Annotated in this window: 14 protein-coding genes; 11 read left to right on the top strand and 3 right to left on the bottom strand. The window is 38.9% G+C overall.

All coding sequences use genetic code 11. The features are described from left to right. Positions 1-88 precede the first annotated feature (88 nt). On the top strand, positions 89-1,261 hold the full coding sequence (locus C3F34_RS16690) for a cysteine desulfurase family protein (protein WP_104442143.1): 1,173 nt from the start codon (positions 89-91) through the stop codon (positions 1,259-1,261). A 294-nt stretch (positions 1,262-1,555) separates the two neighbouring features. Here C3F34_RS16690 and C3F34_RS16695 read toward each other — a convergent pair whose 3' ends face one another. Continuing rightward, complete coding sequence (locus tag C3F34_RS16695) at positions 1,556-2,647, bottom strand: helix-turn-helix domain-containing protein (protein ID WP_104442144.1); 1,092 nt, start codon at positions 2,645-2,647, stop codon at positions 1,556-1,558. Positions 2,648-2,880: 233 nt separating this feature from the next. Further along, the gene (gene lipA / locus C3F34_RS16700) at positions 2,881-3,855 is read right to left on the bottom strand and encodes a lipoyl synthase (protein WP_104442145.1); all 975 of its coding nucleotides are present in this window, start codon (positions 3,853-3,855) and stop codon (positions 2,881-2,883) included. 342 nt (positions 3,856-4,197) lie between these two features. Between lipA and C3F34_RS16705 the strand changes: the two genes are divergently transcribed. The 9 genes from C3F34_RS16705 (at position 4,198) to C3F34_RS16750 (ending at position 14,284) form a co-directional block, all read left to right on the top strand. Further along, the gene (locus C3F34_RS16705) at positions 4,198-5,160 is read left to right on the top strand and encodes a thiamine pyrophosphate-dependent dehydrogenase E1 component subunit alpha (RefSeq protein WP_044740668.1); all 963 of its coding nucleotides are present in this window, start codon (positions 4,198-4,200) and stop codon (positions 5,158-5,160) included. Between the two features lie 15 nt (positions 5,161-5,175). Beyond that, positions 5,176-6,195 (top strand): alpha-ketoacid dehydrogenase subunit beta, encoded by a 1,020-nt coding sequence (locus C3F34_RS16710; RefSeq protein WP_004979604.1) that lies wholly within the window; start codon positions 5,176-5,178, stop codon positions 6,193-6,195. A 1-nt stretch (position 6,196) separates the two neighbouring features. Next, positions 6,197-7,729 (top strand): 2-oxo acid dehydrogenase subunit E2, encoded by a 1,533-nt coding sequence (locus C3F34_RS16715; RefSeq protein WP_104442146.1) that lies wholly within the window; start codon positions 6,197-6,199, stop codon positions 7,727-7,729. A gap of 11 nt (positions 7,730-7,740) precedes the next feature. Further along, on the top strand, positions 7,741-9,141 hold the full coding sequence (gene lpdA, locus C3F34_RS16720) for a dihydrolipoyl dehydrogenase (protein ID WP_104442147.1): 1,401 nt from the start codon (positions 7,741-7,743) through the stop codon (positions 9,139-9,141). Positions 9,142-9,152: 11 nt separating this feature from the next. Next, positions 9,153-9,938 carry an acetoin reductase gene (locus C3F34_RS16725; protein ID WP_104442148.1) on the top strand — a complete coding sequence of 262 codons (786 nt, stop codon included), beginning with the start codon at positions 9,153-9,155 and terminating at the stop codon, positions 9,936-9,938. Between the two features lie 21 nt (positions 9,939-9,959). After that, positions 9,960-11,018 carry a 2,3-butanediol dehydrogenase gene (locus C3F34_RS16730; RefSeq protein WP_044740664.1) on the top strand — a complete coding sequence of 353 codons (1,059 nt, stop codon included), beginning with the start codon at positions 9,960-9,962 and terminating at the stop codon, positions 11,016-11,018. Between the two features lie 453 nt (positions 11,019-11,471). Next, positions 11,472-12,644 (top strand): Fic family protein, encoded by a 1,173-nt coding sequence (locus tag C3F34_RS16735; RefSeq protein WP_044740663.1) that lies wholly within the window; start codon positions 11,472-11,474, stop codon positions 12,642-12,644. Between the two features lie 659 nt (positions 12,645-13,303). Next, positions 13,304-13,858 carry a TetR/AcrR family transcriptional regulator gene (locus C3F34_RS16745; protein ID WP_044740661.1) on the top strand — a complete coding sequence of 185 codons (555 nt, stop codon included), beginning with the start codon at positions 13,304-13,306 and terminating at the stop codon, positions 13,856-13,858. 132 nt (positions 13,859-13,990) lie between these two features. Then, entirely contained in the window at positions 13,991-14,284 is a 294-nt protein-coding gene (locus C3F34_RS16750; RefSeq protein ID WP_044740750.1) for a hypothetical protein, read from the top strand. Between the two features lie 304 nt (positions 14,285-14,588). Here C3F34_RS16750 and C3F34_RS16755 read toward each other — a convergent pair whose 3' ends face one another. After that, on the bottom strand, positions 14,589-14,825 hold the full coding sequence (locus C3F34_RS16755) for a VF530 family DNA-binding protein (protein ID WP_044740660.1): 237 nt from the start codon (positions 14,823-14,825) through the stop codon (positions 14,589-14,591). A 255-nt stretch (positions 14,826-15,080) separates the two neighbouring features. Between C3F34_RS16755 and C3F34_RS16760 the strand changes: the two genes are divergently transcribed. Beyond that, positions 15,081-15,725 carry a TetR/AcrR family transcriptional regulator gene (locus C3F34_RS16760; protein WP_044740659.1) on the top strand — a complete coding sequence of 215 codons (645 nt, stop codon included), beginning with the start codon at positions 15,081-15,083 and terminating at the stop codon, positions 15,723-15,725. Positions 15,726-15,805 lie beyond the last annotated feature (80 nt).

A 15,805-nucleotide genomic window follows, 5' to 3' on the forward strand; every position in this document is an offset into this window, starting at 1 on the left:
TTGTTGATAAGGTATGATTAAATCCATATAAATAGAATAAATTTCATCCTTTATAATCATTTTAAATTTATTTTTAATAGTGATTGAAATGAGCAGATTAATTTATTTGGATTATGCAGCAACAACACCTATTCTTCCTGAAATTACGCAAGCGATTATTCGATGTTTGTCTGTAGACGGCGATTTCGGAAATCCTGCTTCTCAGTCCCATCATTATGGTTGGGATGCTGCCAAGCATATCAGTACATCTAGACAGCATGTGGCTGATTTAATCCATGCCAATGCTCAAGAAATTATTTGGACTTCTGGTGCGACAGAGTCAAATAACCTTGCGATCAAAGGCACTTTAGATCGTTATAAAAATCAAAATAAACACATTATTACCAGTAAAATAGAACATAAAGCAGTGCTAGATACCTGTGCCGAATTAGAAAGTCTCGGTTTTCAGGTCACTTATTTACAACCTGAGTTGGGTACAGGCGTGATTCGCCCAGAACAGGTAGAACAAGCCATTCAGCCCAATACGGTTTTAATTTCGCTCATGATGGTGAATAACGAAATTGGGACATTAACCGATATTCAAGCGATTGGTCATATTGCACATCAGCATCAGGTTTTATTTCATGTCGATGCCGCCCAAGCCGCAGGAAAGACAGAGATTGATGTTCAGGCGATGCATATTGATTTACTCAGTCTATCTGCACATAAAATATATGGACCTAAAGGTATAGGTGCCTTATATGTGCGTCATGAAGTACAAAAACAAATCAAGACGCAAATTCATGGCGGTGGACATGAACAAGGTTTACGTTCGGGAACTTTAGCCACACATCAAATCGTTGGAATGGGTGAAGCTTGCAGACTGGCAAAAATAAACTTAGATAAAGAACAACTACGTATTCAAAAATTGAGAAATAAATTTTTAACTCGCTTAGAAGAGTTAACGCCTATCAAACTGAATGGCCATCCTACCGAACATGTTGCCAATTACTTGAATATCAGTTTCTTAGGGGAGCGAGCAGACTCTATTCTATCCGCTATTAAACAAGTTGCCGCTGTTTCAAGCGGGTCTGCCTGTAATTCGCACCACGCAACGCCATCACATGTGTTAAATGCTTTAGGGCTTACTGAAGAACTCGCAGCAAATACTGTCCGCTTTAGTTTTGGAATGTACACTATTGAAGAACATATTATTACGTTGTTGGATAAGATTTCATTAAGCTTAAAATACAATCATCTAAAATTTAGTGTTTCTGTGTAATATCATTTAAATTCAGCGAACTCTTTCTTTTCTTCAAAGGGTAAAAGTTTATATAAATAAAAGGTGTATTCAGAAAATAAAAAAATGATTCTCAACCTAAAAAGTCATCATCAGTATGTAGTCTAGCTTCTCGCAAGAATAAACTGGGCTTTAGAACAAGTACATGACCAAAAGCCTGATTGGCTGCCTTTAGTTGTACATAAAAGGAAGTATGGACACCATGCTTCCTTTTCTATCCGCTACACAATAAAAACTTATACAATGACGCTTTGGCATTAAAGCCATAGATCAGATTTAAATCAGATTTAAAAAATAGCTACGGTGGGCGCTATCTTGCGGTAAGAATTCTAATAAGCGTTGTATTGCATCAATACGATCGTGAGTTTGACCAATAATTCGCAATAATTGATCGATATCTTTTATTTGATAAATCATTTGGCTTAAACGAGCGTCAAAACAATGTCTCCAAGTACTCAATAAAGGGCTTTCTGATTTAGATAAAAAACTCCCTTTATATAACGAAAATGTACTGGCAATAAGATTCGCATTTAAAGATTGTTCAGCACGTAAAAAATCACATTGAACCTCACAGGTCAGTCTATAAATACGAGCTTCAATACAGTGTGGTAGTAGAGTACGTAATTGTGAAAGCTCAGCCTTTAGGGTTTTTAGGCTGACACTGCGTTCACCATAAAGGGCATAGTGTAACTCTTCTAAACCAATACCATAGGGATGCAAAGCTAAAATGCAAAGTATTTCAATTTGACGGTGAGTCAAGTTTAAAGTTTGTCCATTAAATTGAACCCAAGGTGAACCTAGCGCTTTAATGTATAAAAAATTTTGCTGCTCAAATTTTATGGCACGCTGTATTAAATCTGCACAGCGTTCAACTGCGAGCAACCCTAAAGGCGTATGTTTTTTATATTTTGTGGAAAGGTTAATAATGCCGTGAAATTGTCCTGATGTCGGATCCCAAATTGGTGCGGCATAACAAACCCAATCACGAACACTGTCCATTTGGTTTTCATGAGAATAGACGCAACTTGATATTTGGCTGTTTAACGTCATACCAATCGCATTGGTTCCAACTGCCTGTGTAGACCAATGTCCGCCCTCAATAAAATGAACTTGTTCAGCAGAAGAAAGCATGGCTGAACTACTCCATGTCCATAAGAGAGTCCCGTGATGATCTGTAAGACCAATCGCCATATCTGAATCATCCGCTATTTTGAGTAAATCTGCATAATTATGTTGAATAGAGCGGCGAAATAAAGACGTTTGATCGTCTTGAGGCAATGCTAAAACAGGGGCAGCATGCACAGTAGTTTGATTAATTAAATGGGTTGTTTGCAGCTTTTTTACAGATGGTGTATTGAACAGGTTCATATCATATTCCTTTATGATGAGACTGTAATATTTTTAAACTTTAGAAATGAGCTTCCAAATTTATAGTCATTTACGTCATTTCTTCTTGCTTCGATTTTAAATGCTTTTATCTTTGCTTGGTTAAATCATATCTTTTGGCTTTACCAGTCCTTGAGTTACTTTAAAAGTGTTCGTATGAGCTGAAAATGACTATTTCCATCTGAAATGTTAATAAACGTAAATAGGATAAAAATTCATTCGCTCATGTAAGGGTTAGGCACAGCCTCACCATGATACTGACGATCGGCAAAATAACTTGATCGTACCAATGGCGCACTCCAAATATTTTTAAACGCTAAGCGCTCTCCATGTGTTTGATAGTGCTTAAACTCTTGCAACGTAACAAAACGATGAATTGGCGCATGAGACTTAGATGGCTGTAAGTATTGACCGATAGTGACATAGTCAACGTGGTAATCTTTCAAATCATTCAATAACACAATAACCTCAGCCTCAACTTCACCTAAACCGACCATCAAACCACATTTGGTTGGGATGTCAGGACAGTAGTGTTTAAATTTTTTGAGCAAATCCAATGAATGCTGGTAGTTAGAGCCTGGTCGCATGGCTTTATACAGACGTGGAACGGTTTCAATATTATGATTAAAAACATCGGGTGGGTTTTGGCTCAGAATCTTCAGGGCAATATCTGCACGACCACGAAAATCAGGAACCAAAATTTCAATCAAAGTATTTGGGCTAATCTCACGAATTTCTCGAATGCAATCGGCAAAATGCTGTGCGCCACCATCTTTTAAGTCGTCTCGATCAACCGAAGTAATCACGACATACTTTAAGTTTAAATTCTTGACTGTTTCAGCCAGATGCTTTGGCTCATTAATATCTAGGATATTAGGACGACCATGAGCGACATCGCAGAATGGACAGCGTCGAGTACAGATATCTCCCATAATCATAAATGTTGCTGTTCCACTGCCGAAACATTGCGGCAAGTTAGGACAAGCTGCTTCTTCGCAAACCGTATGTAGTTTTTGTTGCCTTAATAAATCCTTAATGATTTGGACTTCCTCAGGTTGACTAATTTTAGTCCGAATCCATTCTGGCTTTTTCGGTGTCGTTTCCGTTGGAACAACTTTAATTGGAATACGCGCCATTTTTTCAGCGCCACGTAACTTCTTTCCTGTTAATACTGTGTTATTTAAATCCATTTCAAACACTCCGTCGTTTAAAATAATTAATATAGACCCTGATATTAAATGAGCTACTTTAAATGCATTAACAATATTAAAACAGGGCAAAAAACTTATCATATAAAACAAAGGTTGGTTAAAGGTTTGTTTTTTTATGTTATTGAACTATTGTAAAATTTTACAAAAATTTTTAATTTCATAACCTTCTGTTTTTAATATTTATCTCATCTTTTTATGCATTATATTTTTTTAGTCTAATATGAAATTAAATAAAAATATTCTTATATAAATATACGATTTAAAAATCCAATTATTCAATTTTGGGTTTTCTTTTAAGCGTAGTGAATAAGGAACAAATATATGCAATTAACGGAAGAGCAATTGCTAGCAGCATACAAAAGAATGCGCGACATTCGTGAATTTGAGGATCGACTTCACGATGAAAACAATACAGGTGATATCCCTGGTTTCATCCATCTCTATAGCGGTGAGGAAGCTGTTGCAGTAGGGATTTGTGAAAATTTAACAGATAAGGACTTCATTACATCAACACATCGTGGTCACGGACACTGTATTGCTAAGGGCTGTGACATTCACGCCATGATGCTAGAAATTTTTGGCAAAGATGATGGTTTGTGTCGTGGTAAAGGTGGCTCAATGCACATTGCAGACTTAGATAAAGGCATGCTTGGTGCAAACGGTATTGTGGGTGGTGGTCCACCTTTAGCGATTGGTGCTGCTTTAAGTGCCAAAACACTCAAGAATGGTGGTATTGGTCTGTCATTTACCGGTGATGGCGGGTCAAATCAGGGCTTAACTTTTGAAGCCATTAATATGGCTGTGGTGTTAAAGCTTCCTGTCATTTTTGTTTTTGAAAATAACGGTTTTGGTGAAGGTACTGCACATGATTATGCAGTAGGCAGTAAAGACATTGCAGGTCGAGCAGCAGGTTTTGGCTTACCTGCTGAAAAAGTAGATGGAACAGACTTTTTTGCTGTGTATGAAGTTGCACAAAAAGCCATTGAACGTGCCCGCCGTGGCGAAGGTCCAAGTGTGATTGAAACAGTAACCAACCGTTTTTATGGACATTTTGAAGGTGATCCGGGGCTTATCCGTTCTAAAGAGGAACTGGATTATGTCAAAGAACATAAAGACCCATTGAAAATATTCCGTGAAAAAGTCAAAGGCAAAATTGACGAAGCCAAACTGGATGCGATTGATGCCCAGTCTAAAGCCAATGTAGACGATGCCGTTGCAAAAGCACGCGCAGCTAAGTACCCAGAAGTCTCTCAGTTACTTACTGATGTTTACGTCTCTTACTAAAGGAATAGTAGAAAAATGCCAAATAAAAGTTATCGAAACGCAATTAAAGAAGCAATTGAATTAGAAATGCGCCGAGACCCAAGTGTCATTGTGGTCGGTGAAGATGTTCGTGGTGGACATGGTGGTAAAAATACCGATGACAATAAACTGGAAGGTTTTGGCGGTGTACTTGGTGTAACCAAAGGCTTATGGACTGAATTTGGTTCTGAACGAGTCATTGATACTCCAATTACAGAATCTGCGATTATTGGTATGGCGGCAGGTGCTGCTGCAACGGGTTTAAGACCAGTAGCAGATTTAATGTTTATGGATTTTTACGGCGTGTGTTATGACATGTTGTATAACCAAGCGGCTAAATTCCGCTATATGTTTGGTGGCAAAGCCAAAGCGCCACTCGTTGTACGTGGCATGATTGGTGCAGGTTTTTCCGCAGCAGCACAACACTCCCAGTCGCCATATAACGTGTTTGCCTCAGTGCCAGGCTTAAAAGTGGTGGTGCCTTCGAGTGCCTATGATGTTAAAGGTCTGTTAATTCAGGCAATCCGCGATGACGATCCTGTCGTATTTTGTGAACACAAGTTGTTATATGACATTAAGGGCGAAGTGCCAGATGAGGCCTACACTATTCCTTTTGGTGTCGCAAATTACACCCGTGAAGGCACAGATATCACAATTATTGCCTTAAGCCTGATGGTACATCGTGCCAATGAAGTTGCTGACAAGCTCGCAAAAGAAGGCATTTCGGTTGAAGTGGTTGACCCTCGAACCATTTCTCCACTAGACGAAGATGGCATTTTAGAGTCAGTGGCTTCAACAGGTCGCGTAGTGATTGTAGATGAATCTGCAGCGCGTTGCGGTTTCGGACATGATGTAGCTGCACTCATTGCCCAGAAAGGCTTTCATTATCTTAAAGCACCAATCGAGTTAGTCACTCCACCACACTCACCCGTACCATTTTCGCCAGTATTAGAAAAAGAATGGCTACCAAGTGTAGAACGCATCGAACAGGCTGTACGTAAGACGTTGGAGGCTTAGGATGAGCGAAATTAAAACCTTAGAAATCCCAAAATGGGGTTTGTCCATGGAAGAGGGCACGATTGCCCAATGGCTGATTCAGGAAGGTACGCAATTTAGTAAAGGACAGGAAATTTGTGAAATTGAAACCACAAAAATCGTCAATGTTCTGGAAGCGCCTTTCGATGGCTTGCTACGAAAAATTATTGCTAAAGATGGTGACACGCTGGTCGTAGGAGGAGTCATTGCAATTTGTGCAGACGCTCAAGTTTCCGATGCAGAAGTTGAAGCATTTGCACAGTCCTTAGGTGGAACACCTGCTGTAACTGAAAATAAAGCGGTAGCAGCGGTTCCTGAAAAAGTAGCTGTAGCTCAAGTTGAAACCAAAGTACAAGCTGCTCCTAAACAGAACAGTGTTGGTCATGTATCAAAAGCGGTGACTCAGGGCGGATATTCTATTCCTGCTGCGTTACAAGGCTATCAACAAAGCAATGATATTTTTGCAACGCCACATGCCTTGAAATTGGCTGAAAAGCATAATGTAAACTTGTCTCAGATTACGGGTTCTGGACGTGAAGGTCGTATTAGTGTTCAAGATATTCAGGCCGCAGTTCAAGCTGCTGGTGGTTCTTGGCCAGATGTGCGTCATCAAGCCAGTACGAAAGCCGCGAAATCTAAAGCAGATGATAGTGATGTTCTAGCAACACCTGTTGCTCGCCGTTTGGCAAAACAATGGGGCATTAATTTGCATGATTGTCGTGCATCGGGTTCACGTGGACGAGTCTGTAAGGAAGATGTTGAAGCTGTATATCAACGTGAAAACCCTGTACAAGCTCAACATGATCATGCGCAACCAACAGAGTCAGTAAAATTCACTACTGTGGCTATGAATGGTATGCGTAAAGCAATCGCTTCACGGCTACAAGCGGCAAAACGCAATGCACCACATTTTCGCTTAACGATAGACTTAAATGTTGAGTCGGTTCAGGCTTTGCGTCAGCAAATTAACAGTACCGTACCGCAAGTCAAGCTGTCCATTAACGATATGCTGATTAAAGCGGCAGCGGCTGCACTGATCAAAGTTCCACAGGTTAACGTTCAGTTTGATGAAGAAAATCAGCAGATTTTACAGTTTGAACAGGCTGATATTTCGGTTGCTGTGGCCATCGAAAACGGACTGATCACGCCAATTATTAAAGCAGCGAACCGTAAATCTTTAGCGCAAATTTCCAATGATATGCGTGATCTGGCGACACGTGCCAAAACTGGAAAATTAGCGCCTGATGAGTTTCAAGGCGGCAGTTTCAGTATTTCCAATTTGGGAATGCTTGGTATTCAACAGTTTGATGCCATTATTAACCCACCTCAAGGTGCAATTCTGGCCTTAGGTGCAGCAGAGAAACGTGCTGTCGTCGAAAATGATGAGATTGTTGTTCGTGAAATGGTGACAGCAACATTGTCTTGTGATCATCGTGTCATTGATGGTGCGTTGGGTGCTCAATTCTTATCGGCATTTAAGCAGTTTGTCGAAAATCCTGCATTAATTTTGGTGTAGGAGGAATAGCCATGTCAGATACACAATTTGATCTTGTGGTTATTGGTGCTGGTCCTGGAGGATATGTCGCTGCGATTCGCGCAGCGCAACTGGGATTAAAAACTGCAATCGTTGAAAAACAACACTTAGGCGGAGTGTGTCTTAATTGGGGATGCATTCCAACCAAGGCATTATTGAGCGGGGCTGCGCTTGCGCAGCAGTTCAAACATGCAGGGCAGTTTGGCTTTACGCTTAACGCGATTGATTTTGACATTCAAAAACTGGTCCATCATAGCAGACAGGTTTCTGAACAACTGGTACAAGGTATCGGTCAACTATTGAAAAAAAATCAAATCACTGTTTTTAACGCAGCAGCACAATTTATTGCCAAAGAGCAATTAGAGCTTACAGATGCGAATGGTCAAAAACAGCAGATTTCTGCGCCGCATATTATTGTCGCAACAGGTGCACGTGCGGCCAATTTGCCTCATATTCCTGTAGATGGTGATCAGGTCTGGAGTTACAAAGAGGCTTTAGTTCCAGAACAATTACCAAAATCTTTACTGGTTATTGGTTCGGGTGCTATAGGCAGTGAGTTTGCAAGCCTATACCAAGACTTAGGCTGCCAAGTCACCTTGGTTGATATAGCCAAGCAGATTCTCCCTAGCGAAGACATTGAAGTTGCGAAGTATGTACAAAAGCAATTTGAACAGCAGGGTATGCGGATTTTAACCGAAGCGACCGTAAAAAAAATAGAAACTGATCAAGCTCAAATACATTGTCATATTGAAACTGCCACAGGTGTGCAAATCATTAGCGTTGAAAAGGTACTTTCGGCTATTGGAGTGAAACCAAATACTGAAAATCTGGGACTAGAAGCTTTGGGTATCGAATTTGAGAATGGTTTTATTAAAGTCGACTCATGGTGCAAAACCAATGTTGTGGGCGTTTATGCAATTGGCGATGTTGCAGGCGCGCCGTGTTTGGCACACAAAGCCAGTCATGAAGCCATTCTTTGTGTGGAGAAAATTGCAGGTCTAAGTCATGTACATGCTTTAGATCGTACACAAATTCCGGGCTGTATTTTTACTCATCCTCAAGTTGCCAGTATTGGTTTGACAGAACAGAAAGCGAAAGCTGCGGGCTTGAATATCAATGTGGGTAAGTTCCCTTTACAAGCCAATGGTAAAGCATTGGCTTTGGGCGATAGCGCAGGATTTGTTAAAACCATTTTTAGTCAGGAAACGGGTGAATTGTTGGGTGCTCACATGGTCGGACATGAAGTCACCGAACACATACAAGGTTTTGCCATCGCAAAATACCTAGAAGCGACGGATGAAAGCTTAGCGCAGGTCATTTTCCCTCATCCTACTTTGTCCGAGGCGATGCATGAGTCGGTCTTGTCGGCGATGCAACGTGCAATCCATATTTAAGGAGTCGCAACATGCCTAGAGGTTTAAACAATAAAGTTGCATTAATTACGGGTGCGGCACAAGGCATTGGACGCGGTATTGCCTTACGTTTAGCGCAAGAAGGTGTTCATATTGTCTTGGTCGATCTTCATCAAGAAAAGTTAAATACTGTTCAAAAAGAAGTTGAAGCCTTTGGCGTAAAAGCCACCACATTTATTTCGGATATTTCAGATCCAATACAAGTCAGTCATGCAATTGATCATGCCGAATCGACACTTAATGGTTTTGATATCATGATCAATAATGCAGGTATTGCGCAAGTTAAAGCTTTGGCAGAAGTAACGCCAAGTGAATTTAACAAAATTATGAACATCAATGTTGGTGGTGTACTTTGGGGGATTCAAGCCGCAGCAAATAAATTTAAACAACGTCAACAGGCTGGAAAAATTATTAATGCGTGCTCAATCGCAGGTCATGAAGGTTTTGCTTTACTCGGTGTTTATTCGGCAACTAAATTTGCAGTTCGTGCATTGACGCAAGCAGCGGCTAAAGAATATGCCAGTGCTAAAATTACTGTAAATAGCTATTGTCCGGGTGTTGTAGGTACAGACATGTGGATCGAAATAGATCAGCGTTTCTCAGAAATTACAGGCGCACCAATTGGTCAAACGTATAAAAAATATGTAGAAGGTATTGCTTTAGGACGTGCTGAAACACCAGATGACGTGGCTGCGTTAGTTGCATTTTTAGCCAGTGCGGATGCAAACTACATTACAGGTCAGTCTATTTTGACAGATGGTGGAATGGTTTACCGTTAATATCAACATAAGGAATACATAATGAAAGCAGCTCGTTTTTATGACCGAGGGGATATTCGGATTGAAGATATTCCTGAACCGAAAGTACTTCCAGGCACAGTTGGAATTCAAGTTGCATGGTGTGGTATTTGCGGTACCGATTTACATGAATTCATGGAAGGCCCTATTTTTATTCCACCTTGTGGTCATCCACATCCAATTTCGGGAGAATCTGCACCTGTAACGATGGGACATGAATTTTCAGGTGTGGTTTATGCAGTTGGTGAGGGTGTAGATGATATCCAAATTGGGCAACATGTCGTCGTTGAACCCTACATTATTGCTGACGATGTGCCGACTGGCCCGAATGATAAGTATCATTTATCAAAAAATATGAACTTTATTGGTTTAGGCGGACGTGGTGGTGGTCTTTCTGAAAAAATTGCGGTTCAACGACGTTGGGTGCATCCTATTTCAAATGATATTCCCTTAGATCAAGCAGCGTTGATAGAACCTTTATCTGTCGGTCATCATGCCTATGTCAGAAGTGGTGCAAAAGCTGGTGATATCGCACTGGTTGGTGGAGCAGGCCCAATAGGCCTACTTTTATCAGCCATTTTAAAGGCCAAAGGTCTTATGGTCATCATTACTGAACTGAGTGCAAAACGTAAAGAAAAAGCGATAGAGGCTGGTGTTGCCGATTATGTACTCGACCCATCTCAGGTTGATGTGGTTGATGAAGTAATGAAAATTACTGAAGGCCGTGGTGTAGATGTCGCTTTTGAATGTAGTAGTGTCAATAAAGTCATGGATACACTCGTTGCAGCAATGAAACCAACTGGCGTAGTCGTTATCGTCTCTATTTGGAGCCATCCTGCCACAATTAATGTGCATAGTGTAGTGATGAAAGAGCTAGATATTCGTGGCACGATTGCTTATGTCAATGACCATCAGGAAACCATCCGTTTAGTCGAGCAAGGTAAGATTAATCTAGAACCTTTTATTACCCAACGTATTGCATTAGATGATCTTGTTTCTAAAGGCTTTGAAACGCTGATTCATAATAATGAGTCTGCTGTAAAAATTATTGTTCATCCCTAATGTGTTGCTAGACCATTTAGCAAAACTAAGATGCAATAGATGCAACGTCTATTGCATCTTTTTATTTTAAATCGTTAAGTTCGCCGTAAGTAACTCTGCCTTGTTCAAATGAGCAAAAATATTCACAAAAGTGTTTTTATAGTATTTTTTAGAAAAATTATTACTCATTGATAGCAATCAAAAAATCATAATACCAACCTATTACTGCGTTTTTAACTTACATAACTGTGCCTTTTTAACTTACATAACTGTGCCTTTTGGCTAAAAGAAGTAAATGAGCCGAATAACCCGTATATTTGGCTCACTATATGAGCTGTTTAAGCCATTTATTCGGCTCATAGTATCGTTTTTATCAGGTCACAAATCATAAAATGAGCTGAATAATTCAATTAATAAGCTCACAAAATGAGCCGAATAGATGTTACAATCGGCTCATGCAGTAGGGGAATGCTTATGAAAAAATGGGTATGGCAAAAAGCAAACTGGACTAAATTTAAATGGGATGAAGCACTCGTCACGGTAAAACTACGTTTAATTCATAAGAAGATAGGTCAATTGGTCGGAGAGAGCAAAGCATCACCAGATGCTGAGGCATTACCATTAGATACACTGCTCACAAACCTAGTCGCATCCTCACTCATTGAAGATGAGAAGTTGAATATTCGTTCACTCAAATCCTCATTAGCTCGGCGTTTAGGGGTAACAGAAGAAAATCCTGCACCTATTCAGGATAAAACTGAAGGCTTAGCCAATATCATGATGGATGCAGTGAGCAATCATCATGCGCCATTAACCATGGAGCGCTTGTTACAATGGCATAACTGGCTTTTTCAAACCATAGAACGCTTCGATTATGCTGCCCAAAAAATTAAAGTAGGAGAAATCCGTGATAATGAGGCACCAATGCAGGTTGTTGGTGGTTCTCCTTATGGCACTACAACCAAGGTTTACTTTGAAGCACCAGAGGGTGGAGAGCATTTACAGGGACTAATGAATGAATTTATAGAATGGTTCAATAGTTCCAGAGAAGATGTAATGCTTGATCCGTTATTGCGAGCTGCACTTGCTCATTTCTGGTTTGTGACATTACATCCATTTGAAGATGGTAATGGTCGTATCACTCGTGTCATTACAGACTTAGCATTAGCCCAAATGGATCACCAAAGTATCCGTTTATACGCCATGTCCGTGGCCATCCATGAAAATCGTAGTAGTTATTATGAAGTTCTTGAGAAATGCCAGAATAATACCTATACGATTAATGAGTGGTTGGTCTGGTTCTTAGATACTTTAGAGAAAAGTATAGATAGGTCTTTACTACGACTTGATCGAACGATTGCAAAAGCGAAATTTTGGAGCTCTTATTCTCATATCGAATTCAATGAAGCCCAGAATAAAGTTTTAAATCGTTTACTCAATGGCGAAGAGAATGATTTCCCTCTAGGCATTAATGCTTCACAGTATCAAAAGGTCACTGGAGTAAGTAAAGCTACAGCAACACGTCACCTAACCGAACTTCTGGAAGGAGATGTACTGCATAAACTTGAAGGTGGTGGACGTAATACCCGCTACGTGTTGAAAGTTGATAAAGAAAAGTTTACTCAAAATACTCAAGTTGAAGCTTAACTAATATTAAACCTCAAAAACCTCGCTATGGCGGGGTTTTTGTTTTAATGCGGAGGATGATTAATAGATACCCTTAAATATGTAATTAAATGAAAAATAACAACTATTTAAATATTTTCTAGTCAGTCCTACATTGACACCATAAATATTGAAGATTAACATTTATATGCTGGCCACATTGCCAGTCGGTTTTGACAGACCGTTTCACTCACATATCAGAACTATTCCTTCTGAGGGATAGTTTTGCGTGTATATCTCGTTCCCTCCCGTTGCGGTAGGACGGGAGAGGGACACCTTCGGGTGTGCTAGTTGAGTGACTAGTCTGTCAACCCTCTTTCGTTCTGCCACCATAAATGTCTTATGCTCTGGCAGAACTCCAAATATAAGGAGTTGACTTTGCACATTCATATTTTTTTGGCAACCATGGCCAAAGTACACTATAACGACACAACTTAAACTTTTTACAAGGGTTTGATCGCCGTTCGGCTGTTCAGGCTTTCATTTGTTATTACTAAAAAACTTAGATCAACAATAAAACTTGAGATGTGTTAGGCACAGTCTTTACGGCTTTGCTATGCCTTTTTTTCACCTTAAAAAAAGTAAAAGGCTTTTATATCTCTTTTATATACAACAAGAATTTATTTTATAACGGTAAAACCATGACAAATTTAATTCTCTCATTTCGTGCTTTAAGTGTGCTTCATACTTCAAGGTTTCTTTTTAATAAATATGGCTTTCACAATGTCGGATTAGACCAAATTATTGAAGCTGCAAAAATCCCCAAAGCGACATTTTATAATTCCTTTCACTCAAAAGAACGTCTTATTGAAATGAGTTTAACTTTTCAAAAAGATGGTCTTAAACATGCAGTAATTTCGATTATTTACGTTGATAAAGAATTATCTATGGCTGAAAAACTTCGCAAAATTTTCTTTTTACATGCCAACTTTGAAGGACTTTACCATTTACCGTTTAAAGCTATTTTTGAAATATCGAAAACATATCCAAAGGCGTATCAGCTTGTAATTGACTACCGAAACTGGCTGATGAATGAAATCTATAATTTGCTTTTAACGACTAATTCGAATGCTTTAAAACAAGATGCGCACATGTTTTTGTTTGTGATAGACGGGGCAATGGTTCAGCTTTTAGACCCGAACAAACCAGATGAACGGGAGAGGTTGCTTGAGTATTTTTTGATGGGGTTGGGGTGAGGGGGATCATTTATTCACCTTATCCTTTAAAGTTTGCTTAATATCATAAATATGAGTTTAAAGAGTCTATGTCCACTAAAGGTATTAAATTAGTGCATGAGAGTTGGTCTAAATAGTATAAAAGTGAGTAGTATGGAAAATAATTTAACAGATGCTAGAAATGGGTTATTAATGCTTGAGAAGCAAGATCAAAATGATGATTTTGATCTTTTAAATAATGATAATAAATTAGAGATATTAAATTTTGCTCTAACACGAAGTGTAAGTATATATTGGCCAAACTTAGCATTAAATTGGATAGAAAAAAATCCTAATATTATTAATGATGCCCTTAAAGGCACACTATTGATGTCAATTAATGAACCTTGGGCTAAACAGGATTTTAAACAAAAGGTTAAACGTGTTCTGAGAGGAAACTCAAATTAAACTATCATATCTAGCGCATGAGATAGCGAAGGATTTGGCATAACGAATATTGTGTTCATTCACGTTCACGTACTCGGCATCATGAATATAATTTTGTAGATTCATGATGCTGAGCTTTTGGTTCATGAACCTAGCTATGAATACATAGTTTCCTACTAAAAAGTCTTAAGAATAGACTAAATTTGTCTAGGAGAGCGGTGGACTACCACCACTAACTAACAGGTGTCTACAAAATCGATGGCTATTTAATAAGTGTAGCTTAGTATTTGGTATAAAATATTATGCTGAGGTTGGGTTTTGATAGCTACGATTTCTGTTTGGCTTTTTGGCGTAAGACATACAAATATAAGTTTTCTACTTTTTCACGTGCCCATGGTGTGGTACGCAAGAATCGCAATGATGATTTAACACTTGGATCTATACAAAAACATCTAATTTCAATTTTACGACTTAAGCCTTCAAAGCCACCGTAGTAATCCAATAATTCATCCAAAATGTCAGCAAGTTTTTTGCCGTGTAGAGAGTCATTGGAGGCGTTCATAATAGATCAACCATATTTTGGAGGCCATTATTATAACCTGAGCAAGTTAGAAAATGGGAGCGTTGGAATTTAAACGTAATTAACATAGAAAATTACAGCTTTTCAAAAATGAGTTCATGAACTCATAGAATTTTTAAGTACATTTATATAAAAGGCTAAGTTCTCCCAGAAAAGAAATAGATGCCGTTTAGATAAAATTTTCAATCAAATAATTTTATTATTGATATTTCTAGTCACACAGTCTATTTTTATTTTATGAATTATTCTCCCTTACCCAAAAGACCACGTGGTCGACCAACCAAACATGGTTGTAACTATGCAGACACTAAAGAAGTGTTAATCCGCCGAGGTATCGAGTTACTGACCGAACGTGGAATGAATGCTATGAGCTTAGACGATCTCATGAAATCAGTCCAAGTTCCTAAAGGGTCTTTCTACCATTATTTTGCAAATAAAGAGGCTTTTATTTTAGAAGTTCTAGATGCTTATGAGCTTTATTTTGTGAAGCGATTGAATTATTTTTTAAGTCAAACTAATCTTTCACCATTAGAAAGGCTGCAAAATTTTGTAAAAGATGCGGGTGAAAAACTGCAAAAATATGATTTTAAACGAGGTTGTATTTTAGGTAACTTAGGACAAGAAGTTTCGTATTTGCCACCGGAGATCATCGCCCGAATTGAAAGTATTTTTAAAGTATGGGAGAAAGTAGTTTCTGATTGCCTACATCAGTCAAATTCACAATATAACGTAACTGATTGTGATGAAGCTGCTTATCAGTTTTGGATTGGATGGGAAGGTGCAGTTCTAAGAGCACGTTTGGTCAAATCAACAAGTCCTTTAGATGCATTTTATCGCTTGTTTACTTTAGCTGTAGAACAACAAAATCACTTAAAAAATTAATTAAAAAATAAATGCAGATGTCTGCATTTATTTTTTAATTAATTCTAGACAAGTAGTCCAATTAAATAGAGAGGAAGTTC

The sequence above is a fragment of the Acinetobacter sp. ACNIH2 genome, from assembly GCF_002934965.1.
Lineage (GTDB): Bacteria > Pseudomonadota > Gammaproteobacteria > Pseudomonadales > Moraxellaceae > Acinetobacter > Acinetobacter tandoii.